Genomic DNA, 26,649 nt, shown 5'->3' on the forward strand with positions numbered 1-26,649 from the left:
ATGATCGTTCGGTTGCCTGCACGGCAGCGCCCCGATAGCTCAGCGGTAGAGCACTTCCATGGTAAGGAAGGGGTCGCGAGTTCGATCCTCGCTCGGGGCTCGCGTTCGCTTGATGCTTCGTGCTTGGGTGGGCGTTCTGGCGGGGTAGCTCAGTTGGTGAGAGCGCACGACTCATAATCGTGAGGTCGCGGGTTCGAACCCCGCCCTCGCTACCGCCAGGAAGGGCTCGGCCGCAGGCCGGGCCCTTCTTCGTCTCTGGTGACGTGCGCGCCCGTCGCTACGCTGCCCGTCACTGGACCGCCCGTCGCTACGCTGCCCGTCGCTAGGCTGGGCGAGTGGCAGTGAACCCCGAAATCCAGGGCAGGCAGTACCCGCCCACGGCCCCCTATCTGGTCGGGCGCGAGAAGGTGCGCGAGTTCGCCCGCGCGGTGCTCGCGACGCACCCCCAGCACCACGACGTCGACGCCGCACGCGCGGCCGGGCACCCCGATGTCGTCGCGCCCCCGACGTTCCCGATCGTCATCCAGCAGCTCACCTGGAACCAGCTCCTCGACGACCCCGCCGCGGGCATCGTGCTCGAGCGCATCGTCCACGGCGACCAGCGCTTCACCGCTACGCGACCGATCGTCGCCGGTGATGAGCTCACGGCGCAGCTGACGGTCACGCGCGTGCGATCGCTGGGCGGCAACGACATGGTGACCTGCGAGACCGAGGTCACGGATGCGGCCGGCAGCCACGTGGTGACGGCGACGTCGTCGCTCGTGGTGGCGGGGGCGGCGTGATGGGCGCGACGTCGAACGAGCTCGGACAGCTCGAGGTCGGCCAGGTGGTGGCCGAGCGCGAGCTGCTGCTGACGCGCGAGACCCTGGTGCGCTACGCCGGTGCCTCCGGCGACTTCAACGCGATCCACTACCGCGATGACGTCGCCGTCGCCGTCGGGCTGCCGGGCGTGCTCGCCCACGGCATGCTCACGATGGGTGCAGCCGTGCAGCCGGTCGTCGACTGGGCCGGCCCCGCGCGCATCCTCGACTACCAGGTGCGCTTCACGCGTCCGGTGGTCGTCGATGCGGATGCCGGTGCGCGCCTCTTCGTGGTCGCGACCGTCGCGCAGCTCGGCGAGGGCACCGCACGCATCGACCTGATCGTCACCTTCGACGAGAAGACCGTGCTCGGCAAGGCACAGGTCGTCGTCGCCACGGATCGATGACGGACCCCATGAGCGCTCCGACTCCCGAGACCGCGCCCGTCTCTCGCAAGCTCGCGGACGCCACCACCATGCGCGTCGGCGGCGAGGTCGAGGACTGGGTGGTGGCGACCACGCGCGAGGCCATCGCAGCCGCGTACGCCGACGCACTGGACGACGATGCGACGCCGCTGCTGGTGCTCGGCGGCGGCTCCAACACGGTGGCGGCGTCGGAGCACTTCGACGGCACCGTGCTGCAGGTCGCGACCCGCGGCATCCGCACGCAGGCCGCCGCGGAACCGCCCCATCGCCCGACGGGCGAGGAGCCGCCCGACGATGACTCCGTGGTGCTGCGCGTCGAAGCGGGGGAGTCGTGGGAGGGACTGGTCGCGCACACGGTCGCCGATGGTCTCGCTGGCCTGGAAGCGCTGAGCGGCATTCCCGGCTCTGTCGGTGCGGCACCCATCCAGAACATTGGTGCCTACGGGCAGGAGGTCGCCTCGACCCTGGTGAGCATCGAGCTGCTGGAGCGCGAGACGCTGGAGGTCCGGCACGTGCCCGCGTCGGAGCTGCGACTGGGCTATCGCGACTCGGCCATGAAGCAGGGGCTGCTCTCCGGCATCGTGCTGTCGGTCGACCTGCGCCTGCACCGCGCGCCGGACGGTCGCAGCCAGCCGGTGGCCTACCAGCAGTTGGCGACCGCCCTGGGCGTCGACCTCGGCACCCGCGTGCCACTGGAGGACGTGCGGACGACGGTGCTGGAGCTGCGGCGGTCGAAGGGCATGGTGCTCTCCGACGACCCGGATTCGGTGAGCGCGGGCTCGTTCTTCACCAACCCCATCGTCTCCGCCAGGTTCGCCAACGAGCTGCCTTCCGACGCGCCCCGCTGGTCGGTCGCGCCGCGCCCCTCAGCGACGGTGCTGCCGCTGGACGCCGACACGCCGGCGATCGACGCGCTGCCGTCGCTCGACCGGCCCGTGCCGCAGGTGAAGCTCTCGGCGGCATGGCTGATCGAGCACGCCGGCATCGAGCGCGGCTTCGCGCTGCCGGGTTCCCGCGCAGCGATCTCGTCGAAGCACACGCTCGCGCTCACGAACCGCGGGGGAGCGACGGGCGAGCAGGTGGCAGAGCTGGCCCGCTTCGTGCAGGCGCGCGTCGAGAACCAGTTCGGCGTGCACCTCGTGCCAGAACCGGTGCTCGTGAACCTGCCGCTGTAGGTCGGCATGGCACAGGCACCGAAGCAGCTGCGGCTCGTCGTCGAGGTCGACGACATCGACGCGGCCCTCGCGTTCTACCGAGACGCGCTCGGGCTGCCGGAAGTCGCGGCGTTCCAGGGTGACGGCGACGCCAGAGTCGCGATCCTCGACGCGGGGCGCGCAACCCTCGAGCTCGCGAACCCGGCGCAGAAGCGCATGATCGATCGGGTGGAGGCGGGCGGCCAGCCGAGCCCGCGCATCCGCGTCGCCTTCGAGGTGGAGGATGCCGCAGGCGTCACGCGGCGGCTGGAGGGCGCGGGCGCGACGCTCGTGGCAGCGCCGATCGAGACGCCCTGGCGGTCGCTGAATGCGCGCCTGGACGCTCCGGCGCAGCTGCAGCTCACGATCTTCCAGGAACTCGACGGCCAGGAGACGTTCGTCGGGGGCGCGGCCGCCGCGGACGGTTGATCCACAGCGACGCGCGTGGGAGAGTCGAGGCTTGGGGGTGTGATGGATCAGCACGAAGTTGACCAGCCGGAAGGCGATGATCTGACGTCGCCGATCGAGAGCTCGATCGTCGTCGCCGTCAGCAGTGACCGGGCGTGGGACGCCTACGTGCACGGCATGACCGAGTGGTGGCGTCCCGGGCTCACGGGCTACAGCGCCAGGCTCGAGCACATCGAGGTCGAGCCGCATGAGGGCGGCCGCATCGTCGAGCATGCGCGCGACGGACGCGAGCGCGTCTGGGGCGAGGTGCTGGAGGCAACGCCGGGCGAGCGCTTCGCGCACACGTTCCAGCTCACCGAGCACGGCGACCCGACCACCATCGCCATCGAGCTCGAGGATCTGCCGCACGGCGGCACCGAGGTGCGCCTGTCGCACAGCGGCTGGAACGACTCGAACCGCGAGGCGCGCGGCAAGCACGCCGACTGGCCGATGCTGCTCGCGCGCTTCAAGGCATACGCGCAGCACATCTAGCGCGCCGCGCCTCAGCGGGTTCCGGGCGCGCGCCCTGCGGCGCGCCTAGGACGCGCCGAACAGCCGCTGCAGCCGCTGCACGCCCTCGAGCAGCGCCTCGTCGCCCAGCGCGTACGAGAAGCGCAGGTAGCCAGAGGGTCCGAATGCCTCGCCGGGCACCGCGGCCACGTCGGCCTGCTCGAGCATGAGGTCGGCCAGCTCGAGGCTCGAGGTCGGTGTGACCCCGCCCCACTCCTGGCCGAGCAGCCCTGACACATCCGCGTAGACGTAGAACGCTCCCTTGGGCGTCGGCACCGAGAAGCCGGGAATCCGCGACAGCTCGTCGACGATCGTGTGGCGCCGACGGTCGAAGGCCTGGAGCATCTCGGCGACGGCGTCCTGCGGGCCGTTCAGCGCCTCGACCGCTCCCAGCTGGGCGACGTTGTTCACGTTGCTCGTCAGGTGCGACTGCAGGTTCGCGGCGGCCTTGATGACGTCGGCCGGCCCGACCATCCAGCCCACGCGCCACCCGGTCATCGCGTAGGTCTTGGCGACGCCGTTGACCAGGATCGCGCGGTCGGCGAGCGCCGGCAGCGCCTCGACGATCGACACGGCCCGCACGCCGTCGTACGTGAGGTTCTGGTAGATCTCGTCGCTGATCACCCAGAGGCCGTTGGCCTCCGCCCACTCCGCGATCGCGCGCACCTGCTCGGCCGTGTACACCGCGCCCGTCGGGTTCGAGGGGCTCACCATGAGCAGCGCCTTGGTGCGGTCGGTGCGCGCGGCTTCGAGCTGCTCGACCGTGACGAGGTAGTCCTGGTCGGCGCCGGCGAAGACGTCGACCTGGGTCGCGCCGGTCAGCGCGATCGCCTCGGGGTAGGTGGTCCAGTACGGCGTCGGCACGAGCACCTCGTCGCCCGGGTCGAGGATCGTCTGGAACGCCTGGTAGACCGACTGCTTGCCGCCATTGGTGACGAGCACCTGGCTGGCCTCGACCTGCAGGCCGGAGTCGCGCAGCGTCTTCGCGACGACCGCCTCCCGGAGTGCGGGCAGGCCGGCCGCCGGCGTGTAGCGGTAGTTCTTCGGATCGGCGAGCGCGCGCTCGGCGGCCTCCACGATGTTGGGCGGCGTGGCGAAGTCGGGCTCGCCCGCGGCGTAGGAGATCACGTCGCGGCCGGCGGCCTTCAGGGCCTTGGCCTTGGCGTCGACCTTGAGGGTTGCGGACTCGTTGATGGCGGCGATGCGCGCGGCGATGCGGTTCACGCCAACAGCCTAGAGCGCGGCGCGTGCGTGGCACAGGACCGCCGTCCCGACCGGCGACGCGCGGTGAAGTGGACAGGCGCGTGCGACTCGAAGTATGCTGTTCCCTTGGTGGTTGACGACTGCCATGCTGTCGCGTGCCCAGGGGTGCACGAGAGCATGGAATGCCACCAGCCCAGGGCGGTGGCTCAATTGGTAGAGCAGCGGTCTCCAAAACCGCAGGTTGCAGGTTCGAGTCCTGTCCGCCCTGCTCGAGGCTCCAGCAAGGGAGCCTGACGGGCTCCGGCACTCGCCGGGCCGAACAGACGAAGGGTCACTGTGGCTGAGAACGCGATCGAGGAAGCACCCCGCTCACGCGAGGCTGCCTCTCGCAACCCGTTCGCACGCCTCGTCGCCTTCCTCAAGGAAGTGCTGATCGAGCTTCGCAAGGTCGTCACGCCGACGCGCAGGGAGCTGATCCGCTACACGCTCGTCGTGCTCGTGTTCGTGGTCTTCATGATGCTCATCGTGTCCGGTCTCGACCTGGTGTTCGGTGCGTTCGTCGGCTGGATGTTCGGCGACCTGCCGCTGTTCGGCCTGGCCTGAGCCCGATTCGAGACGTGAAGGAGAAGGTGGATACGTGTCTGACGTCAACGACCTCGACATCGAGCTGAACAAGGCTCTGGACGACCTCGTCCCCGCTGACGAGCAGTCGGCAGAGCCGGCGACCGACCCCTACGAGGACTTCAAGCGCGAGCTGCGCATGAAGCCGGGTCGCTGGTACGTGATCCACTCGTACGCGGGCTACGAGAAGAAGGTCAAGGCGAACATCGCCTCGCGTGCCGAGAACATGCAGATCGACGGCGTCTACGAGATCCAGGTTCCGACCGAGGACGTGCTGGAGACGAAGAACGGTCAGGCCAAGCGCGTCAACCGCGTGCGGATCCCCGGCTACGTGCTCGTGCGCATGGACCTCAACGAGGACACCTGGTCGATCGTCCGCCACACCCCCGGAGTCACCGGCTTCGTGGGCAACGCCCACAACCCGGCGCCGCTGCGCTTCGACGAGGCCTTCACGATGCTGAAGCCCATCGCCGACGAGGAGCTCGCCGAGCAGCAGAAGTCGACGCCGGACCACAAGCCCGCACAGCTCACGGTCGAGGTCGACTTCGAGGTCGGCGAGACCATCACGATCACCGAGGGCTCGTTCGCGGGCTTCCCGGGCACGATCTCCGAGATCCAGCCGGCGAGCCGCAAGCTCACCGTGCTCGTCAGCCTGTTCGAGCGCGAGACTCCTGTCGAGCTCGGTTTCGGCCAGGTCAGCAAGCTCTAGCCCCCGAGTGGGCTGGATGCGGTCCAGTGCTCCACAGGCGAGCCCGCGTCCGCAACACACCAAGAAGGAAGAGACATGGCACCCAAGAAGAAGGTCACGGGTCTGATCAAGCTGCAGATCCAGGCCGGCGCCGCGAACCCCGCACCGCCCGTCGGTCCGGCGCTCGGTCAGCACGGCGTCAACATCATGGAGTTCTGCAAGGCGTACAACGCTGCGACTGAGAACCAGCGCGGCAACGTCATCCCGGTCGAGATCACTGTCTACGAGGACCGCTCGTTCGACTTCGTGCTCAAGACCCCGCCGGCTGCAGAGCTCATCAAGAAGGCCGCAGGCGTCAAGAAGGGCTCCGGCGTTCCGCACACCACGAAGGTCGGCAAGCTGACGCAGGCGCAGGTCGAGGAGATCGCGCAGCAGAAGATGCCCGACCTCAACGCGAACGACATCGAAGGCGCGAAGAAGATCGTCGCCGGCACCGCTCGTTCCATGGGCATCACCGTCGAGGGCTGACCCCTCGACATCCGAGCCGCACGGCTCATCCAGTGGGAGCGCCGGCCAGGCGCGCACCGCGAACTCTGAACAGGAGCATCACATGGCACAGAAGTCCAAGGCCTACAAGGCCGCAGCGGCGAAGATCGACGCTGACAAGTCCTACACGGCCGCCGACGCCGTCACGCTGGCTCGCGAGACGGGTTCGGCCAAGACCGACTCGACCGTCGAGGTTGCGCTGAAGCTCGGCGTCGACCCCCGCAAGGCTGACCAGATGGTCCGCGGTACCGTTTCTCTTCCTCACGGCACCGGCAAGACCGCTCGCGTCATCGTCTTCGCGCAGGGCCCGGCCGCTGAGGCCGCCATCGCCGCCGGCGCCGACGAGGTCGGCTCCGACGAGCTGATCGAGAAGGTCGCAGCCGGCTGGACCAACTTCGACGCAGCCGTCGCGAGCCCCGAGCTCATGGGCAAGGTCGGTCGTCTCGGCAAGGTGCTCGGCCCGCGCGGCCTGATGCCGAACCCGAAGACGGGCACCGTCACCCCGAACGTCGCGCAGGCCGTGACGGACATCAAGGGCGGCCGCATCGAGTTCCGCGTCGACAAGCACTCGAACGTGCACTTCATCGTCGGCAAGGCCTCGTTCACGGCCGAGCAGCTCACCGACAACATCCAGGCAGCGCTCGAGGAGATCGTGCGCCTCAAGCCGTCGTCGTCGAAGGGCCGCTACGTCACCAAGGCCACGGTCTCGACGACCTTCGGCCCGGGCATCCCGGTGGACGTCACCACCATCTGAGACCCGTCTCGCACGAAGGCCCCGCTCCGGCGGGGCCTTCGTCGTCTCACGCGGGCCCTGCCGTGCAACGGACCCGCCCAGTGATCTCGACCCCTTCCACCGCAGCCGACCTGGCGCACCGGGTCGCGTTCGGCGGAAAGGGTCCGGCAAACGCCGCAATCGTGCGGGGGGAGAGCGTTGCGCGATTGTGACGGTCGACGCACGGTGCTTGCGCGATCCGAAGAGTAGGTTGGAGCCAACGCACGCTCGCCGCGGAGCCGCGGTGCGCGCGAACGGTCCCACAAGGAAAGGTCCAGCACCGTGATCTCACCCGTACAGCGGCGTCTGCTCGCAGGCATCGCCGGAGGCGCAGCCATGACGCTCGTGCTCACCGGCTGCGTGCAGAGCCAGCGCGACGACGACAGCGACGGCGGCGGCAGCGCCACTGACAGCGACGTCAACTCCACCTTCATCTTCGCCGGCTCGTCGGACCCCTCGGGGCTGGACCCGGCCTTCGCCAACGACGGCGAGTCGTTCCGCATCTCGCGCAACATCTTCGAGGGCCTCATCGGCGTCACGCCCGGCACGGCCGACCCCGAGCCGCTGCTCGCCGAGGACTGGACGACGTCGGATGACGGCCTGTCGACGACCTTCAACCTGAAGTCCGACGTGCTGTTCCACGACGGCACCGAGTTCAACGCCGAGGCTGTCTGCACGAACTTCGAGCGCTGGTACAACTGGACCGGCATCGCCGCGACCGAGAGCCTCTCCTACTACTACGGCTCGCTCTTCGGCGGGTTCGCCGGTGACGAGAACGCGCTCTACGAGTCGTGCTCCGCCGACGACGAGCTCACGGCGACCGTGAACCTCACGCGCCCCTTCTCCGGCTTCATCCCCGCGCTGTCGCTGCCGTCGTTCGCGATGCAGAGCCCCACGGCCATGGAGGAGTACGGCGCCGACGACGTCGGCGGCTCGGCAGAGGCGCCGGAGTACAGCGAGTACGCCGAGGCGCACCCGACCGGCACGGGCCCGTTCGTGTTCGACTCCTGGAACCCCGGTTCCGAGGTCGTGCTGCAGGCGTTCCCCGACTACTGGGGCGAGCAGGGTCAGGTGCAGGAGATCATCTTCCGCGTGATCGACGACCCGACGGCACGCCGACAGGCGCTCGAGGCAGGTGACGTGGACGGCTACGACCTGGTCGCGCCCTCCGACACCGCCGCGCTCGAGGAGGCCGGCTTCAACGTCATGCAGCGTGACCCGTTCACGATCCTCTACCTCGCCTTCAACCAGCAGGTCGAGGAGCTGCAGGACCCGCTCGTGCGCGAGGCGATCGCCCACGCGATCGACCGCGATGCACTGGTCACGCAGGTGCTCCCGGAGGGCACCGAGCCGGCGACGCAGTTCATCCCGCCGGTCGTGAACGGCTACAACGAGGACGTGACGATCTACGAGTACGACCCGGCGCGCGCCGAGGAGCTGCTCGCAGAGGCGGGCTACGAGGACGGCCTCGAGCTCATGTTCAACTACCCGGTGAACATCTCGCGCCCCTACATGCCGAACCCGGAGGAGATCTTCGTGGCGCTGTCGGGCCAGCTCGAGCAGGTCGGCATCACGGTCACCCCCGTCGCCGATGAGTGGGTCGACTACCTCGACAAGATCCAGGGCACCGACGATCACGGCATCCACCTGCTCGGCTGGACGGGCGACTACAACGACACCGACAACTTCGTCGGCGTCTTCTTCGGCAAGCAGGGCAACGAGTGGGGCTTCGACAACCCCGAGCTGTTCCAGGCGCTCGAAGAGGCACGGCAGATCCCCGACCTCGACGAGGCCGGTGCCCGCTACCAGGAGATCAACGAGCAGATCGCGCAGTTCCAGCCCGGCGTGCCGCTCGCGCACCCGGCGCCGTCGCTGGCGTTCAACCCGCGCGTGACCTCCTACCCCGCAAGCCCCGTCAACGACGAGGTGTACAACATGATCGAGCTGAGCGAGTAGTCTCGATCGGTCATGCGGATGCCGTGGGGCGACCCGTCCCACGGCATCCGCTGCGACCGGCCCCGGCCGGTCACCCCCGAACCCACTGACGGAGAGACGACGTGCTGCGAACCATCGGCAGACGCCTGCTGCTGCTGATCCCTACCCTGTTCGGTCTGACCGTCCTGCTGTTCTTCTGGGTGCGGGCACTGCCGGGCGGGCCCGCAGCCGCCCTGCTCGGTGAGCGCGCGACGCCCGAGGCGATCGAGCGGATCAACGAGGCCTACGGCTTCAACCGACCGCTGCCTGAGCAGTACCTCACCTGGCTCGGCCGACTCGTGCAGGGCGACTTCGGCAACTCCATCGAGACGCGTCGGCCGGTGCTCGACGAGTTCGCGAACCGCTTCCCCGCCACCCTCGAGCTGTCGGTGCTCGCGCTCATCCTCGCGGTCGGCATCGGCATCCCGCTCGGCTACTGGGCGGCGCGCCACCACGGCCGTCTCTTCGACCACCTCTCCGTCGGCCTGAGCCTGCTCGGCATCACCATCCCGGTCTTCTTCCTCGCATTCATGCTCAAGTGGCTGTTCGCGGTGCAGCTCGGCTGGCTCCCGACCACCGGCCGTCAGGATCGGGGCGTCGATGCCACGCATGTGACCGGCTTCTACGTGCTCGACGGCTTCCTGACCGGAGAGTTCGACGCCAGCTGGAACGCCTTCATCCACCTGCTGCTGCCCGCGCTCGCGCTCGCCACCATCCCGCTCGCGATCATCGTGCGCATCACCCGCGCCTCCGTGCTCGAGGTAGTGAACGCCGACTACGTGCGCACCGGGCGCGCGAAGGGCGTCTCGCAGCCGCTCATCCGCAATCGCTTCGTGCTGCGGAACGCGATGCTGCCGGTGGTCACCACCATCGGCCTGCAGGCGGGCCTGCTCATCTCGGGGGCGGTGCTGACCGAGACGGTGTTCGCCTTCCCGGGGATCGGCGCGTTCCTCGCGAATGCGATCTTCGCGCGCGACTTCCCCGTGCTGCAGGGCTTCGTGCTGTTCATCGCCATCGCCTACGCGCTCATCAACCTGCTCGTCGACATCTCCTACAGCTTCATCGACCCGAGAGTGAGGATCCAGTGAGCGCCGCAGACGTCCTCCCGCCGGCATCCGAGCCCAATGCCGATGCGGGCGCACCGCGCCGCAGCGGCAGCTTCTGGGGCGACGTGTTGCGGCGCGTGCGCCGCAACCCCGCGGCCTGGGTCGGCGCCGTCATCGTGCTGCTGTTCATCCTCGTCTCGATCCTCGCGCCGCTGCTCGCGCCCTATCCGGAGCTCGCGACGCCCGGCCGCGAGTACCTGCGGCCGACCTCGCTGCCCGGCATCGGGGACGTCCCGGACTTCCCGCTCGGCATCGACCGCTTCGGCGGCGACGTGCTGTCGAAGCTGATCTGGGGCGCGCAGGCATCGCTCATCATCGGCGTGGTCTCGACGTTCTTCGGGCTGCTCGGCGGCATGGTGCTCGGCGCCCTCGCCGGCGCCTTCGGCGGCTGGGTCGACAGCGTCATCATGCGACTGGTCGACATCCTGCTCTCGGTGCCGCACCTGCTGCTCGCCGTCTCGATCGCCGCGGTCCTCGGTCGCACGCCACTCGCGATCATGATCGCCATCGGCGTCGCGCAGGTGCCGATCTTCGCCCGCCTGCTGCGGTCGTCGATGCTCGGCCAGCGAGGCGCCGACTACGTGCTCGCCGCGCGCACGCTCGGGCTCGGCACCGGTCGCATCACGATGACGCACCTGCTGCCCAACTCGGTCGGACCGGTGATCGTCCAGGCAACCCTCACGCTCGCGACCGCCGTCATCGACGCCGCAGCGCTCTCGTTCCTCGGCCTCGGCGGCGGGCGGCCGGAGACGGCGGAGTGGGGCCGGATGCTCACCTACGCGCAGAACGAGCTGGCGATCGCGCCCTCGCTCGCGTTCCTGCCCGGTATCTGCATCATGATCACCGCGCTCGGCTTCACCCTGCTGGGGGAGTCGCTGCGCGAGGCGATGGACCCGCGCACCCGCAAGCGCTAGCTCTCGAACGGCGGCACCGACAGTCCCGTCGGTCGAACCGACGTCACCGACAGCCCCGTCGGTCGAGGAGCACGCGTGCGCAGCACTCGCGCGTCACGAGACGCCGCGCCCCGCGCCCCAGCCGCTCAGCTGGCGATCTTGAGCTCGTTGCCGGGGATCGACGCGAGCAGCGTGCGCGTGTACGGATCGCGCGGATTCGTGAAGATCTCCTCAGAGGTCGCGGCCTCCACGAGCTTGCCGTTCTGCATCACCGCCACGTAGTCGCTGATGAGGCGGACGACCGCGAGGTCGTGCGAGATGAACAGGTAGCTGAGGCCGAGCTCACGCTGCAGATCGCCCAGCAGGCGCAGGATCTGATCCTGCACGAGCACGTCGAGCGCCGAGACCGGCTCATCGCAGACGATGACGTCCGGGTTCAGCGCGAGTGCTCGGGCGATCGCGACGCGCTGGCGCTGGCCGCCCGAGAGCTCGGAGGGGTAGCGCCGCGCCATGTCGCTCGGCAGGGCCACCTGGTCGAGCAGCTCGCGCACGCGACGCTCTCGCTCGGAGCGCGACCCCTTCTTGTAGAACGACAGCGGCTCCTCGATGATCTTCTCGATCGTGAACATCGGGTTGAGCGACGAGTACGGATCCTGGAAGACCGGCTGCACCCGCTGGCGGAACTCCTTCTGCTCCGCGCGCGAGAGCCCGAAGACGTCCTTGCCCTCGAAGCGGATCGTGCCGCTGGTGGGCTCGAAGGCCTTCAGCAGCATCCGTGCAGTGGTGGTCTTGCCGGAGCCGGACTCGCCCACGATCGACACGGTCGTGCCGCGCGGCAGCGAGAGCGAGACATCGTCCACGGCCTTGAACGGCTCGCGGCTGCCCCGCACCGGGAACTCCTTCGTGACGTTCTCGAACTCGACGATGGTCTCGCGCGGGGTCTCGGCGGCCGCGGTCGGGGCCGCGGCATCCCTGTCCTTCGTGGCGAAGTCGGCCGGGCGCAGCCGCGCCATCGCGACCGACGGCGCCGCCTGGACGAGCGACTTCGTGTACGGATGCTGCGGGTCCTCGAGGATCTGCCGTGCCGGACCCTGCTCGACGACGCGCCCGCGATGCATCACGACCACCTGCTTGGCACGCTCCGCGGCGAGCCCGAGGTCATGCGTGATGAGCAGCACCGAGGTGCCGAGCTCGCGCGTCATCGTGTCGAGCTGGTCGAGGATCGTGCGCTGCACGGTGACGTCGAGCGCGCTCGTGGGCTCATCGGCGATCAGCAGCTGCGGGCGGCAGGCGAGGCCGATGGCGATCAGCGCGCGCTGCCGCATGCCGCCGGAGAACTCGTGCGGGTACTGCTTCGCCCGCGCTGCCGCGTCGGGCAGGCCGGCCGCCTCCAGCGTCTCGACGACCTTCTCGGTCACGTCCTTGCGCGTCGCGAGTCCGTGCGCCAGCAGCGTCTCGGCGACCTGCGTGCCGATCTTGGCGACCGGGTTCAGGTTCGACATCGGGTCCTGCGGCACCAATCCGATGCGGCGACCGCGAATGGGTCGCATCTTGGCCTCGTTCGCGCCCACCAGCTGTTCGCCGTCGAGGCGGATGCTGCCGGCGGTCACGCGGCCGTTGCCGGGCAGCAGGCCGATCACGGCCATCGCGGTCGTCGACTTGCCGGAGCCCGACTCGCCCACGATCGCCAGCGTCTCGCCGGCGGCGATCGACAGGTTGGCCTCGTGGACCGCGGTCACCACACCGTCCTGCGTGGTGAACTCGACCTTGAGACCCGAGACTTCCAGCAGAGGCTTCGGTGCGTCGCTCATGGCGACCATCCTGCCCTGTCGCTGGCGTTTCTGCTGACTCAGCGCACCGAGAGCACGAGCTTGCCGCGCACGTGCCCGCCCTGCAGCGCGGCGAATGCCTCCCGCACCTGGTCGAGCGGATAGATCCGCTGCACCTCCACCTGCACGTCGCCGGCATCGATGAGGCGACCGATGATGCCGAGGTTCGAGCCGTCGGACTCCACCTTCACCGACGATGCGCGCATGCCGCGCGCGGCGGTCGCGGCGGCGTAGTCCGGCCACGAGCCGGTCGGCACGTTGAGGTAGAGCCCGCCGTTCTTCAGCACGTCGAGCGACCGCGAGCCGGTGTCGTCGCTCACGTTCCCGACCAGGTCGACGACCACATCGACCTTCTGCAGCACATCCTCGAAGCGATCCTTACGGTAGTCGACGACCTCATCGGCGCCCAGGCCGCGAACGAAGTCGATGTTGCGCTCCGAGACGGTCGTGGCGACGTGCGCACCGAAGTACTTCGCGAACTGCACCGCGAAGTGCCCGACGCCTCCCGCGCCGGCGTGGATGAGGATGCGCTGCCCCGCCCGCGCCTTCGCGACGCGCACCACGGCGTCCCAGGCGGTGAGCGCTGCGCACGGCACCGCTGCGGCCTCCGCGAACGAGAGCGACTCCGGCTTCGGGGCGAGCGCGAGGCTGGGCACCACCGCCTGCTCGGCGTAGCCACCGCGCGTGCGCCAGTGGTTGACCGCGCCGAAGACGGCGTCGCCAGGCTGCACGTCGTGCGCCTCGTAGGGGGCCTCCGCCACGATCCCTGCGACGTCGCCGCCGGGGATCCACGGCAGCAGCGGCTCGACCGCCTTCGCCGCGCCCTTCCCGATCACGGTCTTGTAGTCGATCGGGTTCATGCCGGCCGCGTGGACGTCGACGATCACCTCGGTGCCGAGCTTGATGGGAGCCTCGATCTCCCCGATCTCCACCTGGTCGGTCGGGCCGAATGTCCTCACCAGCACTGCTCGCATCGCGTCTCCTCCTGCGTCGGTTCGACGCTATCGCAACCCCCCGACGGGCCGTCGGGCGTGTGACGGCCTATGACGCCACGGCGCTCGCGGCTACAGTGCTGATGTGCTCCAGCGCCCCCACCAGGTCGACGCGCTCCTCGCGGTGCTCGCGACCGCATCGCTCATCGCCGGTGCTGTCGTGATCGGCGGCGCCCGAGCAGCGGCGGGGCGCTTCCTCTACATCTCCGAGCTGGGTGCGCTCACGATGCCGACGGCCGCGCGCTTTCAGATCGGCTTCCTCCTCGTGATCGCGGGCATCCTGCTCGTCGCCGTCGTGCTGCGCGACGTCCGCACCCGCCTGCCGGTGCTGCGCCGATGGGCGCCGGCTGGCGCGCTCGTGGCCGCCGGCGGGCTCTTCCTCATCGCGGCCGCCGTGCCCTGCTCCTTGGGCTGCCCGTCGCTGCTCACCGACGGCGCGCAGTGGCGCGACTGGGTGCACATCGCCGCCGCGGTGCTCGGCTTCGCGGCGGGCTGCCTCGCGATGCTGCAGTTCGCCACGGCGAGCGATCGATGGGTGGCCCGCCTCTCCATCGTCGGAGGCGTCGCGGTCGGCAGCATCGCCGCCACCGGCGGCATCATCTCGCTCGCTCGCGGCAACACCGACATCGGCTCGACGCTCGAGTACATCGCGGCGGGCATCGGGATCGTGTGGCTGCTCGCCATGGCCATCGTGCATGCGCTGCCTCAGCGAGCCGCCCCCGCCCCTGCTCCCCGGCCGTCGGAAGCGGCGCTCGCGACCGACGTGCGATCCGGAGCGCCGCGGCTCGGCTAGCGGATCCCCGTCAGGAAGCTCCCCAGCTGCTGCTGGAACCACCGCATCATCGCGTCCTCGCCATCGTCCCGCGCGGGTGAGACGAGCATCCGCGCACCCAGCTCGTCGGCCCAGTGCTGGGCGACGTGCAGCGGATGCACCGGGTCGCGCGGGCTCGCGAGCACGACCGTCGGGGCCGGGATGCGCGGCTCGATCGATGGTGCGAGCGCGTTCCGCGGGATCTCGGTGAGGCGGATGCGGCGCGCGGCCGCGCCCGGCTGCGTGACCTGGGTCTCGAGATACCGAGCGTGCGCGAGCGACTCGTGCGCGATCGCGCGCCACGCGCCGGAGGATCGCAGGTGGGCGAGGGCGCGCTGCGGCTTGTGCTCGCCCAGCAGGCGACCGATGAGCGGGAAGACCGCGAGGTTGGGCGGCAGCGACTCATGCGTGAACGCGGGTCGCACGAGCGCGACGCGATCGAGCGGGAATCGACCCGATCGGGCGATGATGGTTGCGAGCGCGGCGCCGAGCGAGACGCCCACGATCGAGACCGGCGAGCCGTCGCCGACCCGGATCAACGCACCCGCGACGTCATCGGCCATCGCCTCCAGCGCGAAGTCCTCCGGTCCGCCGAGCCGCTCGTCAGCGCCGTGCGCGCGCAGGTCAGGGGCGAAGACCCGCACCCCGGCCGGCACCGCCCCGGCGAGGTAGTCGCGCAGCGCGCTCGAGTCGGAGCCGAGCCCGTGGAGCGCCAGCAGCATCAGCGGCGCAGGAGCTCGAGCAGCAGGTCGGCGCGGTTGACGAGCGCGGCGATCTCATCCTCGTCGCGCTCCACCCACTGGTGCTTGGGTCGGCCGACCGGCACGAACTCGAAGTGCTCCTCCCAGACGAAGAGCGTGCGCTCGGCGCCCAGCACGTACTGCTGCCACCAGATCTGGCGCAGGTAGGACTTCGGGATGCGGTCGAAGGGCTTGCAGGTGGTCTTGATCTCGGCGAGCACCGTGCCGTCGTCGCTGATGCAGTCGGGCGTGGCGAGATGACGGCGATCCGGCACCGAGTGGAAGAGCGCGTCGGACGGCGAGAGGGAGAAGTGATCGTGCACCCAGTTCGCGATGTGCGGCTCGCGCGCGCGGCCGTGCTCGGTGAACGCGTTGCCGGTGAAGCCGCGCAGGCTGAACTTGTCGCGCGCGACGTTCTCGATCGACCGCATCGAGCTGAGCTTCGCGGCGTCGGTCGCCGTCACGCCCTGCGACCGGGCGCGCAGCCAGGCGATGCGGTCGCTCGACCGCGCGACGATGCGCTGCACGTGGCCGGAGATGACGACGCGGGGAGCGGTCGAGGACGCGACCGCCGCAGCCGCCGGGGCGGGCGCGGGAGCGGCGACGAGCAGCGTCTCGCTCGCGGCTGCCGGCTCGCACGTCTCGGCGAGATCGCCGAAGATGTCGAGCTGCAGGTCCATCCCCTCATCGTCCCACGGCGAGGCGTGGCCGCGGACCCGGCTCGCCACCGCGGAGGCGTCCACGCACCGCGGAGGCCGGCGCGAAAAGGATACGCACAGGAGGGGCATAGAATAGGCGCACATCGATCCATAGGAGGCTCTGGCGAAATGGAACGCATGACCGATACCGCTCAGCAGCAGCTGCGTGCCCAGCCCCGCCTCACCCGCCAGGACGGCTCGCCCATCCGCGTCGTCGTCGTCGATGACGAGCAGAGCCTCGCCGACCTGGTCGCCATGGGCCTCAAGTACGAGGGGTGGGAGGTGAAGACCGCCGCCAACGGCCAGCAGGCGCTGCAGGCCGTGCGCGAGTTCCGCCCCGACGCCGTCGTGCTCGACATCATGCTTCCCGACATCGACGGGCTCACCGTGCTGCAGCGCCTGCGCTCGGCCGGCTTCGACGTGCCCGTGCTGTTCCTGACCGCGAAGGACTCGCTCGACGATCGCGTCGCGGGACTCACCGCCGGCGGCGACGACTACGTCACGAAGCCGTTCGGGCTCGAGGAGGTCGTGGCGAGGCTGCGCGGCCTGATCCGCCGCACGGCCGCCGCCGCCGAGGAGTCGAGCGTGCTCTGGGTGGGCGACCTGATGATGGACGAGGACTCCTACGAGGTGCGCCGCGGAGGCCAGCAGGTCGACCTCACCGCGACCGAGTTCGAGCTGCTGCGCTACCTCATGCGCAACCCGCGTCGTGTGCTCTCGAAGGCGCAGATCCTCGACCGCGTGTGGTCCTACGACTTCGGCGGGCGCGCGAGCGTCGTCGAGCTCTACATCTCCTACCTGCGCAAGAAGATCGACACGCTCGGCCCGCCCATGATCCACACGGTTCGCGGCGTCGGCTACCAGCTGCGCGCAGCCGAGTGATCGGCGGGAGCCCCGCAGCGTGACCCAGGCCGCGGCATCCGCAGCCCAGTTGGGCAGGCGCATCCAGAACCCGTCGTCGTGGTCGCTGCGGCGACGGCTGCTCGTGGTGGTCGCGCTGCTGTTCGCGGTGCTCACCGCGGCGGTCGCGATCGCCAGCGTCATGACGATGCGTGTGGTGCTGGAGTCACGCGTCGACGAGCAGCTGAGCGACCTCTCCGACCGCACCTCGGTGGCGGTGGAGCGGGCGCTCGCGACCGGCGTGACGCAGCCGCTCGACCCGCGCATGTCCGGTGCGCTCGTGGTGGTCGAGCACGACGGCGACCTGCTCGACAACTTCATCTTCACGCGCACGGGCACCCGACAGGCACTCTCCACCGCAGACGTCGAAGCCGTGGTCGATGCGCCGGTTGGCGTGCCGGTCAACGCCGTACTCCCGGGCTACGGCACGTACCGCGTGCTGGCGATCGACGTTGGCGAGGCGCGGGTAGTCGTCGGCATGTCGCTCTCCGACACGAACCAGACGCTTGCCGCGCTCGCGTTCGTGATCGCGGTCGCCGCGATCGCGGCCGTCACGATCGTGCTGCTGATGGGTGATCTGATCATCCGCCGCGCCCTGCGCCCGCTCACGTCGGTCATCGCGACCACGGAGCGCATCTCGCAGCTGCCGCTGGCATCCGGCGACGCGCAGCTGACGAACCGCGTGCGCATCGAGGAGCCCGCGAGCGAGGTGGGGCGCGTGCAGGAGTCGATGAATCGCATGCTGACGCACATCGAGGAGGCGTTCGAGGCCCGTGCCGTCAGTGAGCGGCGCGTGCGGCAGTTCGTCGCGGATGCCTCGCACGAGCTGCGCACACCGCTCGCCGCGGTGCGCGGCTACGCCGAGATCACGCAGAAGCACGAGGCGAACCTGAGCGACGACTCGCGCGCATCGCTCGAGCGCATCGAGGCCGCCGCGCACCGCATGCAGGCGCTCGTCGACGACCTCCTGCTGCTCGCCCGGCTCGACGAGGGGCGCGAGATCGAGCGGGGTGAGGTCGACCTGTCGCTGCTGGTCGTCGAGGCGGTCGCCGACGCGCAGGCGGCGGGGGACGGGCATCCGATCTCCCTGGAGCTGCCCGAGGAGCCGGTGGTGGTCGGCGGCGATCCGCTGCGCCTGCAGCAGGTGGTCGCCAACCTGCTCGCCAACGCCCGTGTGCACACGCCCGCCGGCACCGCGATCGATGTGCACCTGCGCGCCGACGCGGGCGATGCCGTCATAGACGTCATCGACGCCGGCCCGGGCATCCCGGAGCCGCTGCAGCAGACCGTGTTCCAGCGCTTCGCCCGGGGCGACACGAGCCGCTCGCGCGCGACGGGCTCGTCGGGCCTCGGCCTCGCGATCGTGCAGGCCCTGGTCGATGCCCACCACGGCTCGATCAGGCTCGAGAGTGCACCCGGTCGCACCGCGTTCAGCGTGCGGCTGCCGCTCTGGCGGTCGGCGTCGCCCGAGGACGCGCCCGTCGGCACGGATGCCGCTTCGGCCCGCGAGTAGTCGCCACCCCGGCGCCCAGCCCGGCTTGCGCCACGCATCCGTCGTGCCGTAGAGTCATTCCATACCCAAGACCGCTGGTCGTTGGCGTGTGCTCGAAAGGCGTACGACAACCGAAGGCTTGCTCATGAGAGCGTCGGCCCGCGCAGGTGCGAATGTCCCGTCGAGGACCGAGCTCCGTGCGCTGCTGCCGGAGCTCATTTTCATGTGTGAGCCAGGGAAGCCAGCAACGAAGCTAGGAGCACCATGGCGAACAAGGAAGCTGCGGTCGCCGAGCTCTCGAATCTCTTCGAGACCTCGAACGCCGTTCTGCTGACCGAGTACCGCGGTCTCACCGTCGGCCAGCTGAAGACGCTGCGCCGTGCGATCAGTGAGCACGCGACGTACGCCGTGGTGAAGAACACGCTCACCAAGATCGCAGCCAACAACGCCGGCATCACGGCGTTCGACGAGTCGCTTGTCGGCCCGTCTGCGATCGCATTCGTGCACGGCGACCCTGTCGCCGTCGCGAAGGAGATGCGTGCCTTCGCCAAGGCGAACCCGGCGCTGGTGGTCAAGAACGGTTTCTTCGACGGGAACCCGCTCACGGCCGACGACGTCAACAAGCTCGCGGACCTCGAGTCTCGGGAGGTGCTGCTGGGCAAGCTCGCAGGCGCCTTCAAGGCCTCGCTGTTCGGAGCTGCATACATGTTCAACGCACCGCTCGCGCAGGCCGTTCGCACGGTCGACGCGCTGCGTGCGAAGCAGGAGTCCGCGGCCGAGTAAGGCGCGGTCGGTACCAGAAACAAGGAGAAGACGATGGCAAAGCTGTCGACTGACGAGCTGCTCGAGCAGTTCAAGGAGCTCACGCTCATCGAGCTCAGCGAGTTCGTGAAGGCATTCGAGGAGACCTTCGAGGTCACCGCCGCGGCCCCGGTCGCCGCTGCTGCAGCCCCGGCTGCTGGTGGCGCTGCTGCTGAGGAGGCTGAGGAGCAGACGGAGTTCGACGTCGTCCTCGAGGCTGCCGGCTCGGCGAAGATCCAGGTCATCAAGGTCGTGCGTTCGCTCACGTCGCTTGGTCTCGGCGAGGCGAAGGCACTCGTCGATGGCGCTCCCGCCAACGTGCTCGAGGGCGCGAAGAAGGAAGACGCTGACAAGGCAAAGGCTGACCTCGAAGAGGCCGGCGCGACGGTGACCGTCAAGTAGTCACCCCGCAACACCTCGAAGGGCCGCATCCATCTCGGGTGCGGCCCTTCGTCATGCGCAGGCTGCGACGGTCGGAGGCTGCCGCGGATTCGTGCCGCTCAGGCCACGTGACCGGATAATCCAGCTGTACCAGCTGAGCAGCCCGGATACTGCAGGATCGTCAGCACCCGTGGCAGGCCGGCTGGCATGTCGAGGCGAGAGACCGCGGATCAGATCGGCGACCTGCCCACGATCGGCCGCCCGGCGACCCAGGCGCTGCTGGCTATCGGCGTCACGACGCTCGTTCAGGTCGCAGCGATGACTGAGGCTGAGCTGCTCGCGCTGCACGGGGTGGGCCCGCGCGCGATTCGCATCCTGCGTGGGGCGCTTGAGCAGCAGGGCAAGGACCTCGCTCCGTGAAGTGCGGTGCACGCCGGAGCGGAGGCCCTCCCGGCCGCGGGACGTGGCCACGAGCATGGTGCCTCACCGTGCGCTGGTCGAGGCAGGCAGGCAGGCAGGTCAGGTTGGGTGACTCGCGAGGCGGCTTCGCCCGGAGACCCCGCCATGTGCGGGCTGCCGGTGGCCGGAGACCACCGGCAGATCCGTGCCGCTCAGGCCACGTAGGCGGATAGTCCAGCTGAACCGGCGGAGCGCCCCGAATCTGCCGGGCGCGGGCTCACCCATGCACTCGAGCACCGGGCGATGGAAGGCTGCGAGCCCGGGGTGGCGGAGTGCGACCGGTGCGCGGCGCTACGGTTGGCACGTGAGCATGGGCATGGGCGGACGCGGTCGAGTAGCGATGCGAGACGAGTCGGCGCAGCGGCAGGCGAACGCCACCGCGCCCCGTGTGCCCGATCTCGGCAAGCGCATCCTCGGCCTGTTCGCGCCGCACCGCGGCCCGATCATCCTCACAATGGTGCTGGTGCTGGTGGTCGCGACGATCGCGGTCTTCCCGCCGCTCCTGACCAAGCGTGTCTTCGACGAGGCGCTCTTCCCTCCCGACGGTCGCACCGACCTGAGCCTGCTGTGGACGCTCGTCGGCACCATGGTGGCGCTCTGGGTCGCGGCCAGCCTGCTCGGGATCTGGCAGACCTGGCTCACGTCGCGGGTCGGCAACCGGGTCATGGGCGAACTGCGCAACAGCCTCTTCGACCGGCTGCAGGGCATGGAGCTGGCGTTCTTCACCCGCACCAAGACCGGCGTCATCCAGTCGCGGCTGCAGAACGACGTCGGCGGCGTCGCCAACGTGCTCTCGAACACCATCTCCTCGGTGGTCGGCAACACCGTCACCGTGCTGGCCAGCCTCGTGACGATGCTGATCCTGTCGTGGCAGCTCACCATCGCGGCGGTGCTGCTGACGCCGCTGCTCATCGTGCTGCAGCGCAGGGTCGGCCAGGTGCGCGCGCGCATCGCCACGCAGACCCAGGAGTCGCTCAGTGAGATGACCGCCATCACGCAGGAGTCACTGTCGGTCTCCGGCATCCTGCTGGCGAAGGCCTTCGGTCGCCAGACCGACGAGTCGCGCCGCTACCGCGCCGAGAACGATCGCCAGATCGGCCTGCAGGTGCGGCTGACGATGAGCGGCCAGACCTTCTTCGCGATCGTCTCGATCTTCATCTCCATCCTGCCCGCGGTGATCTACGTCATCGCCGGCTACTTGATCACGGGCGGGGATGTCGGGGTCACCGCGGGCACGCTCGTCGCATTCACCACCGTGCAGTCGCGACTGCTCATGCCGCTCATGGGCCTGCTGCGCGTCGCGCTCGACCTGCAGACCTCCTCCGCACTGTTCGCCCGCATCTTCGAGTACCTCGACCTCACCCCCACGATCGTGCCCGCGGCCGACCCCGTGCCGCCGGTCATGGATCGTCTCGGAGAGGTGGAGTTCGACGATGTCGAATTCCGCTACCCGGATGCGCGCGAGAGCGAGGCGAACACGCTCGATGGCGTCTCGTTCACGCTCGAGCCCGGCACCTTCGCCGCGTTCGTCGGACCCTCCGGCGCCGGCAAGACGACGATCGGCTATCTGCTCCCGCGCCTCCACGAGGTGACCGGGGGAGCGGTGCGGTTCGCCGGCGTCGACGTGCGGGAGATCGACCCGTCGGCGCTGACCGACCACATCGGCATCGTGAGCCAGGAGCCCTACCTCTTCCACGCGACGATCGCCGAGAACCTGCGCTACGCCAAGCCGGATGCGACCGACGCTGAGCTCGACGCGGCGACGCGCGCGGCGAGCATCTACGACACCATCCATCGCTTCCCAGACGGCTACGACACCGTCGTCGGTGAGCGCGGCTACCGGCTCTCCGGCGGCGAGAAGCAGCGCATCGCCATCGCGCGCGTGCTACTCAAGGATCCCGCGGTGCTCGTGCTCGACGAGGCGACCAGCGCCCTGGACACGGTCTCGGAGCGGGTCGTGCAGGGCGCGCTCGACGAAGCCGCGCGCGGTCGCACGACGCTCGCAATCGCGCACCGACTCTCGACGATCCGCGACGCGGACGTGATCTTCGTCATCGACGCCGGGTGCATCGTCGAGCGCGGCACGCACCACGAACTGCTCGCCCGTGGTGGCACGTACGCGGCGCTCTTCGCGCAGCAGGCTGCGCGCTGACTGCGGCGGCACTGTGCCTCGCCTGACGAGGCACGGCAACACACGGCAAGGTCGCCTTGTCTTCATTTCTTGACAACAACTCGGCGGCTGGACATCATTGCCGGATGGCACAGCGACGCAGCCCCGGATCGCAGGCAGCGCTGCGTGCCGCCAATCGGGCTCGCGTCGTCCAGGCGCTGCGCGGGTCGCCCGTCACGCAGTCGGAGCTCGCCGAGCGCACGGGGCTCGCGCACGCGACTGTCTCGAACATCGTGCGTGAGCTCCGCGAGCGCGGCGCGGTCTCGACGGCACCGACCGTGCATCAGGGCCGCCGCGCGAGCCTCGTCACGCTCGAGCGTGCCGAGGGTCCCACGGTGGTCGGCGTCGACTTCGGCCGACAGCACGTGCGCATCGCCGTCGCGGCCGACGACCCCGTGGTGCTGATCGAGGACGAGGTGGTGCTGCCCGTGGGGCACCAGGCCGATGACAGCCTCGCGATCGCGGCCGCGCGGCTCGATGGGCTGCTGCAGGGGGCCGGGCTGGGGCGCGACGACGTCGCTGCGATCTGCGTCGGCGTGCCGTGCCCTGTCGACCTGCGGACCGGAGCCATCCTCGGGCACACGATCCTGCCCGAGTGGGACGGGGTGACCCGCGACCGCATCGGGGAGGCGTTCGGCATGCCCGTGGAGGTCGCCAATGACGCCGACCTCGGCGCGATCGCGGAGCGGACGTTCGGGCCCTACGCCGATGTGGACGACCTCGTCTTCGTGAAGATCGGCACCGGCATCGGATGCGGCCTGGTGCTGGGCGGGCGGCTGCACCGCGGCGCGTTCGGCATCGCGGGCGAACTCGGGCACGTGCAGGTCGAGCCCGGCGGCACCCTCTGCATCTGCGGCAGCAGGGGCTGCCTGGAGACGCTCGCCTCGGTGCGCGTGATGGCGCAGTCGCTGTCGGAGGCGTTCGGCCGACCGATCGCGACGGGCGACATCGTGCGGCAGGCGCTCGCCGGCGACCTGGCCACCCGGCGCGTCGTCGCCGAGTCGGGCGGCGCGATCGGCCACTCGATCGCGAACCTCTCGAACCTGCTGGCACCCGCCGTCATCGTCGTGGGAGGGCCGCTGGCCGAGGTCGGCGAGCTGCTCCTGGAGCCCGTGCGCGACGGCTTCAGCCGCTTCGCGCTGCATGCCCTCGTGACATCGACGAAGATCGTCGGCTCATCGCTCGGCGCGCGGGCCGAGGTGCTCGGAGCGGTGACGCTCGCGCGGCAGACGGCGCTCGCCAACGCGTTCATCTGACGATCGCGCTCACGGGTTCTGCGTTCATCGCTTGACGTGAAGGTTTCGCGCGCGTAGGTTGATCGGCGATCCGTCGATGCCGACGGTGGTGAAGGGAGCCAAGGGTGGCTGAGCCGGTGATCCTGTCGATGCAGGGCATCACGAAGGAGTTCCCCGGCGTGCGCGCCCTCGACGACGTGAGCATCCACGTGCGCAAGGGCACCATCCACGCCATCTGCGGCGAGAACGGCGCCGGCAAGTCGACGCTGATGAAAGTGCTCTCGGGTGTCTATCCTCACGGCACCTTCGACGGTCAGATCGTGTACCAGAACCAGCCGGTCGCCTTCTCGAGCATCAACGAATCCGAGCGCGCGGGCATCGTGATCATCCACCAGGAGCTCGCACTGGTGCCCGAGCTCTCGATCGCCGAGAACATCTTCCTCGGCAACGAGCCCCGCCACGGGCTCGCGATCGACTGGGACACGGTCCGCATCCGCGCCACGGAGCTGCTCGCACGCGTCGGCCTCTCGGAGGATCCAGACACGCCCATCAAGCACCTCGGCGTCGGCAAGCAGCAGCTGGTCGAGATCGCCAAGGCGCTCGAGAAGGACGTCAAGCTGCTCATCCTCGACGAGCCGACCGCCGCGCTCAACGAGTCGGACTCGCAGCACCTGCTCGACCTCATCCGGGGGCTCAAGGGCAAGGGCGTGACGTCGATCATGATCTCCCACAAGCTCAACGAGATCGAGCAGATCTCCGACGCCATCACGATCATCCGCGACGGCAAGATGATCGAGACGCTCGACATCGCCGAGGGCGCCGTCGACGAGGACCGCATCATCCGCGGCATGGTGGGCCGCACACTGGGCCAGCGCTTCCCCGAGCGATCCCACCAGACCGGGGAGACCTTCTTCGAGGTGCGCGACTGGACGGTGCAGCATCCGCTCTCGGCCGAGCGCCTGGTCGCGAAAGGGTCGAGCTTCACCGTGCGCCGCGGCGAGATCGTCGGCTTCGCCGGCCTCATGGGAGCGGGCCGCACAGAGCTCGCCATGAGCATCTTCGGCCGCCAGTACGGCACGTGGCTCGGCGGCACGATCCTCAAGGAGGGCAAGGAGATCAAGGTGCGCTCCGTGCCGGAGGCGATCGCGCACGGCATCGCCTACGTGAGCGAGGACCGCAAGGCGCTCGGCCTCAACCTGCTCGACACCATCAAGCGCTCGATCGTCTCCGCCAAGCTCTCGAAGATCGCGCCGGCGGGCGTGGTCGACGCGCTGCAGGAGACGAGCGTCTCGGAGGAGTTCCGGCAGTCGCTGCGCATCAAGGCGCCGAGCGTCGAGCAGGGCGTTGACACCCTTTCGGGCGGCAACCAGCAGAAGGTCGTGCTGGCGAAGTGGATGTTCACCGACCCCGATCTGCTGATCCTCGACGAGCCCACGAGAGGCATCGACGTGGGCGCCAAGAGCGAGATCTATCAGATCGTGCGCGAGCTGGCCGACGCCGGCAAGGGCGTCATCCTCATCTCCTCCGAGCTGCCGGAGCTGCTGGGACTGGCCGACCGGATCTACACCATCTTCGAGGGACGCATCACGGGCGAGCTGCGAGCCGCCGATGCCGACCAGGAGATGCTCATGCGCCGCATGGCGCCGACGAAGGGTGATGACGCATGACCGAACGAGTGGCCCAGCGCCGCGGCTTCATGGCGGAGTTCAGCATGCTCTTCGGGAAGAAGGGGTCGCTCAAGGAGTTCGGCATCCTCGGGGCGCTCATCGTCATCGTGCTGGCCTTCCAGGTCGCCACGAGCGGCACAACGCTGGCGCCGGGCAACGTCATCAACCTGGTGCAGTCGCAGTCCTACATCCTGATCCTCGCGATCGGCATGGTGATGGTGATCATCGCCGGGCACATCGACCTCTCGGTCGGCTCGGTCGCCGCCTTCACCAGTGTGGTCGTGGCGATCTCCATGAACGACTGGGGGCTGCCCTGGGGCGTGAGCATCCTGATCGGACTCGGGCTGGGCCTGCTGATCGGTGCCTGGCAGGGATTCTGGGTGGCCTTCGTCGGCGTTCCTGCCTTCATCGTCACGCTCGCGGGCATGCTCATGTTCCGCGGCCTCAACCAGCTCGTCGGTCAGTCGCGCGGCATCGGCGTCGATCGTGGCTTCGTCGACGTGCTCGCGGGCTACCTGCCGGAGGTGGGGCCGAACACCGGATACAACAACCTCACGCTGCTGCTGGGCCTCGCCGCGATCGTCGCGGTCGTGGTCTTCGAGCTGCGCGGCCGCGCCCGCCGTGCGCGCATGGGCGCCGAGATCCCGCCGATCTGGGTGCTGGTCACGAGGCTCGTGCTGGTCTCGGCCGTCATCGTCGCCACCGCGCTGCTGTTCGCGAGTGGCCGCCCGGGCACGAGCTTCCCGCTCTCCGGCATGCTGCTGGTGGTCTTCGTGCTCGCCTATGGCTTCCTCACCCAGCGCACGACGCTCGGACGGCACGTATATGCCGTCGGCGGCAACCGTCGGGCGGCGCAGCTCTCGGGGGTGCGCTCTCGCTGGATCGACTTCTTCGTCATGGCCAACATGTCGGTGCTCGCCTCGGTCGCCGGCATGATGTGGATCGCTCGCTCGCAGGCCGCCGGCCCCGCCGACGGCACCGGCTGGGAGCTCGATGCGATCGCCGCCGTCTTCATCGGCGGCGCTGCCGTCGCAGGCGGCATCGGCACCGTCGCCGGCAGCATCATCGGCGGTCTGGTCATGGCGGTGCTCTCCAACGGCCTCTTCGCTGTCGGCACCGGCTCCGACTGGATCCAGGTGATCAAGGGCCTCGTGCTGCTGATCGCCGTCGCGATCGACGTGCTCAACAAGCGCCAGGGGCGCTTCTCGATCATCGCGCTGCTGCAGCGCGGTCTCACTCGTGGTCGCGACCGCGATGGCGTCACCGCTTCGTCCTGATCACTCCATCCACCAACCC

26 protein-coding genes, 3 tRNA genes and 1 pseudogene are annotated in these 26,649 nt (G+C 69.5%); 25 read left to right on the plus strand and 5 right to left on the minus strand.

Translation table 11 applies throughout. From position 1 onward, the window contains the following. The first annotated feature begins 28 nt into the window (after positions 1–28). The 7 genes from ABG090_RS02145 to ABG090_RS02175 all read left to right on the plus strand — a co-directional run bounded on the left by ABG090_RS02145 (position 29) and on the right by ABG090_RS02175 (position 3,357). Positions 29–100, plus strand: a tRNA-Thr gene (locus tag ABG090_RS02145). 38 nt (positions 101–138) lie between these two features. Next, positions 139–212 (plus strand) — tRNA-Met (locus tag ABG090_RS02150). 123 nt (positions 213–335) lie between these two features. Beyond that, on the plus strand, positions 336–782 hold the full coding sequence (locus ABG090_RS02155) for a MaoC family dehydratase N-terminal domain-containing protein (protein WP_347755982.1): 447 nt from the start codon (positions 336–338) through the stop codon (positions 780–782). Next, the gene (locus ABG090_RS02160) at positions 782–1,207 is read left to right on the plus strand and encodes a MaoC/PaaZ C-terminal domain-containing protein (RefSeq protein ID WP_347755983.1); all 426 of its coding nucleotides are present in this window, start codon (positions 782–784) and stop codon (positions 1,205–1,207) included. The genes ABG090_RS02155 and ABG090_RS02160 overlap by 1 nt, the downstream gene beginning before the upstream one ends. A gap of 8 nt (positions 1,208–1,215) precedes the next feature. Further along, the gene (locus ABG090_RS02165; protein WP_347755985.1) at positions 1,216–2,400 is read left to right on the plus strand and encodes a UDP-N-acetylmuramate dehydrogenase; all 1,185 of its coding nucleotides are present in this window, start codon (positions 1,216–1,218) and stop codon (positions 2,398–2,400) included. Positions 2,401–2,406: 6 nt separating this feature from the next. Beyond that, complete coding sequence (locus tag ABG090_RS02170; RefSeq protein ID WP_347755987.1) at positions 2,407–2,847, plus strand: VOC family protein; 441 nt, start codon at positions 2,407–2,409, stop codon at positions 2,845–2,847. A 42-nt stretch (positions 2,848–2,889) separates the two neighbouring features. After that, complete coding sequence (locus ABG090_RS02175) at positions 2,890–3,357, plus strand: SRPBCC domain-containing protein (RefSeq protein WP_347755989.1); 468 nt, start codon at positions 2,890–2,892, stop codon at positions 3,355–3,357. A 45-nt stretch (positions 3,358–3,402) separates the two neighbouring features. Here the strand turns inward: ABG090_RS02175 and ABG090_RS02180 are convergent, their stop codons facing one another. Then, complete coding sequence (locus ABG090_RS02180) at positions 3,403–4,599, minus strand: pyridoxal phosphate-dependent aminotransferase (protein ID WP_347755991.1); 1,197 nt, start codon at positions 4,597–4,599, stop codon at positions 3,403–3,405. Positions 4,600–4,773: 174 nt separating this feature from the next. Here ABG090_RS02180 and ABG090_RS02185 point away from each other — a divergent pair. The 8 genes and pseudogenes from ABG090_RS02185 (at position 4,774) to ABG090_RS02220 (ending at position 11,199) form a co-directional block, all read left to right on the plus strand. Then, positions 4,774–4,846 (plus strand) — tRNA-Trp (locus tag ABG090_RS02185). A gap of 68 nt (positions 4,847–4,914) precedes the next feature. After that, complete coding sequence (secE, locus tag ABG090_RS02190; protein ID WP_347755993.1) at positions 4,915–5,181, plus strand: preprotein translocase subunit SecE; 267 nt, start codon at positions 4,915–4,917, stop codon at positions 5,179–5,181. A 73-nt stretch (positions 5,182–5,254) separates the two neighbouring features. Further along, a pseudogene (gene nusG / locus ABG090_RS02195) lies at positions 5,255–5,908 on the plus strand (transcription termination/antitermination protein NusG); the annotation flags it as partial. A gap of 75 nt (positions 5,909–5,983) precedes the next feature. Then, positions 5,984–6,415, plus strand: a complete 432-nt coding sequence (gene rplK / locus ABG090_RS02200) for a 50S ribosomal protein L11 (RefSeq protein WP_347755995.1) — start codon at positions 5,984–5,986, stop codon at positions 6,413–6,415. A gap of 82 nt (positions 6,416–6,497) precedes the next feature. Next, positions 6,498–7,187 (plus strand): 50S ribosomal protein L1, encoded by a 690-nt coding sequence (gene rplA, locus ABG090_RS02205; protein ID WP_347755996.1) that lies wholly within the window; start codon positions 6,498–6,500, stop codon positions 7,185–7,187. A 354-nt stretch (positions 7,188–7,541) separates the two neighbouring features. Continuing rightward, positions 7,542–9,161, plus strand: a complete 1,620-nt coding sequence (locus ABG090_RS02210) for an ABC transporter substrate-binding protein (RefSeq protein ID WP_347755998.1) — start codon at positions 7,542–7,544, stop codon at positions 9,159–9,161. 101 nt (positions 9,162–9,262) lie between these two features. Further along, a complete protein-coding gene (locus ABG090_RS02215) occupies positions 9,263–10,267 on the plus strand; it encodes an ABC transporter permease (RefSeq protein WP_347756000.1) in 1,005 nt (334 codons plus the stop codon). Continuing rightward, the gene (locus ABG090_RS02220) at positions 10,264–11,199 is read left to right on the plus strand and encodes an ABC transporter permease (RefSeq protein ID WP_347756002.1); all 936 of its coding nucleotides are present in this window, start codon (positions 10,264–10,266) and stop codon (positions 11,197–11,199) included. The genes ABG090_RS02215 and ABG090_RS02220 overlap by 4 nt, the downstream gene beginning before the upstream one ends. Positions 11,200–11,324: 125 nt before the next feature. On the opposite strand, the gene ABG090_RS02225 is transcribed toward ABG090_RS02220, so the two are convergent. Then, positions 11,325–12,989, minus strand: a complete 1,665-nt coding sequence (locus ABG090_RS02225; protein WP_347756004.1) for an ABC transporter ATP-binding protein — start codon at positions 12,987–12,989, stop codon at positions 11,325–11,327. A 38-nt stretch (positions 12,990–13,027) separates the two neighbouring features. Beyond that, positions 13,028–13,981, minus strand: a complete 954-nt coding sequence (locus tag ABG090_RS02230) for an NADP-dependent oxidoreductase (RefSeq protein WP_347756006.1) — start codon at positions 13,979–13,981, stop codon at positions 13,028–13,030. Positions 13,982–14,084: 103 nt separating this feature from the next. Here ABG090_RS02230 and ABG090_RS02235 point away from each other — a divergent pair, with 103 nt between their 5' ends. Then, complete coding sequence (locus ABG090_RS02235) at positions 14,085–14,792, plus strand: DUF998 domain-containing protein (RefSeq protein ID WP_347756008.1); 708 nt, start codon at positions 14,085–14,087, stop codon at positions 14,790–14,792. Here ABG090_RS02235 and ABG090_RS02240 read toward each other — a convergent pair. Then, positions 14,789–15,532, minus strand: a complete 744-nt coding sequence (locus ABG090_RS02240) for an alpha/beta hydrolase (RefSeq protein ID WP_347756010.1) — start codon at positions 15,530–15,532, stop codon at positions 14,789–14,791. The genes ABG090_RS02235 and ABG090_RS02240 overlap by 4 nt on opposite strands. After that, on the minus strand, positions 15,532–16,230 hold the full coding sequence (locus ABG090_RS02245) for a YqaJ viral recombinase family protein (RefSeq protein WP_347756012.1): 699 nt from the start codon (positions 16,228–16,230) through the stop codon (positions 15,532–15,534). Before ABG090_RS02245 ends, ABG090_RS02240 begins: the two co-directional genes overlap by 1 nt. 156 nt (positions 16,231–16,386) lie before the next feature. Here ABG090_RS02245 and ABG090_RS02250 point away from each other — a divergent pair, with 156 nt between their 5' ends. From ABG090_RS02250 to mmsB, 9 genes are all read left to right on the plus strand, one after another. Further along, positions 16,387–17,130: a response regulator transcription factor gene (locus ABG090_RS02250; RefSeq protein ID WP_347756014.1), complete on the plus strand. Its 744-nt coding sequence runs from the start codon at positions 16,387–16,389 to the stop codon at positions 17,128–17,130. 19 nt (positions 17,131–17,149) lie between these two features. Continuing rightward, a complete protein-coding gene (locus tag ABG090_RS02255) occupies positions 17,150–18,661 on the plus strand; it encodes a HAMP domain-containing sensor histidine kinase (RefSeq protein WP_347756016.1) in 1,512 nt (503 codons plus the stop codon). A 243-nt stretch (positions 18,662–18,904) separates the two neighbouring features. Next, positions 18,905–19,423 carry a 50S ribosomal protein L10 gene (gene rplJ / locus ABG090_RS02260; RefSeq protein ID WP_347756018.1) on the plus strand — a complete coding sequence of 173 codons (519 nt, stop codon included), beginning with the start codon at positions 18,905–18,907 and terminating at the stop codon, positions 19,421–19,423. Between the two features lie 33 nt (positions 19,424–19,456). After that, complete coding sequence (gene rplL, locus ABG090_RS02265; RefSeq protein ID WP_347756020.1) at positions 19,457–19,843, plus strand: 50S ribosomal protein L7/L12; 387 nt, start codon at positions 19,457–19,459, stop codon at positions 19,841–19,843. Between the two features lie 186 nt (positions 19,844–20,029). Further along, positions 20,030–20,242: a hypothetical protein gene (locus ABG090_RS02270; protein WP_347756022.1), complete on the plus strand. Its 213-nt coding sequence runs from the start codon at positions 20,030–20,032 to the stop codon at positions 20,240–20,242. Positions 20,243–20,591: 349 nt separating this feature from the next. Then, positions 20,592–22,433 (plus strand): ABC transporter ATP-binding protein, encoded by a 1,842-nt coding sequence (locus ABG090_RS02275; protein ID WP_347757661.1) that lies wholly within the window; start codon positions 20,592–20,594, stop codon positions 22,431–22,433. Between the two features lie 104 nt (positions 22,434–22,537). Next, positions 22,538–23,707, plus strand: coding sequence for an ROK family transcriptional regulator (locus ABG090_RS02280; RefSeq protein ID WP_347756024.1), 1,170 nt, complete (start codon positions 22,538–22,540; stop codon positions 23,705–23,707). A gap of 128 nt (positions 23,708–23,835) precedes the next feature. Then, positions 23,836–25,353 carry a multiple monosaccharide ABC transporter ATP-binding protein gene (gene mmsA, locus ABG090_RS02285; RefSeq protein ID WP_347757663.1) on the plus strand — a complete coding sequence of 506 codons (1,518 nt, stop codon included), beginning with the start codon at positions 23,836–23,838 and terminating at the stop codon, positions 25,351–25,353. Beyond that, entirely contained in the window at positions 25,350–26,630 is a 1,281-nt protein-coding gene (gene mmsB, locus ABG090_RS02290) for a multiple monosaccharide ABC transporter permease (RefSeq protein WP_347756026.1), read from the plus strand. Before mmsA ends, mmsB begins: the two co-directional genes overlap by 4 nt. The last annotated feature ends 19 nt before the right edge of the window (positions 26,631–26,649 follow it).

This window comes from Agrococcus sp. ProA11 (genome assembly GCF_039880525.1).
Taxonomy (GTDB): Bacteria; Actinomycetota; Actinomycetes; order Actinomycetales; family Microbacteriaceae; genus Agrococcus; species Agrococcus chionoecetis.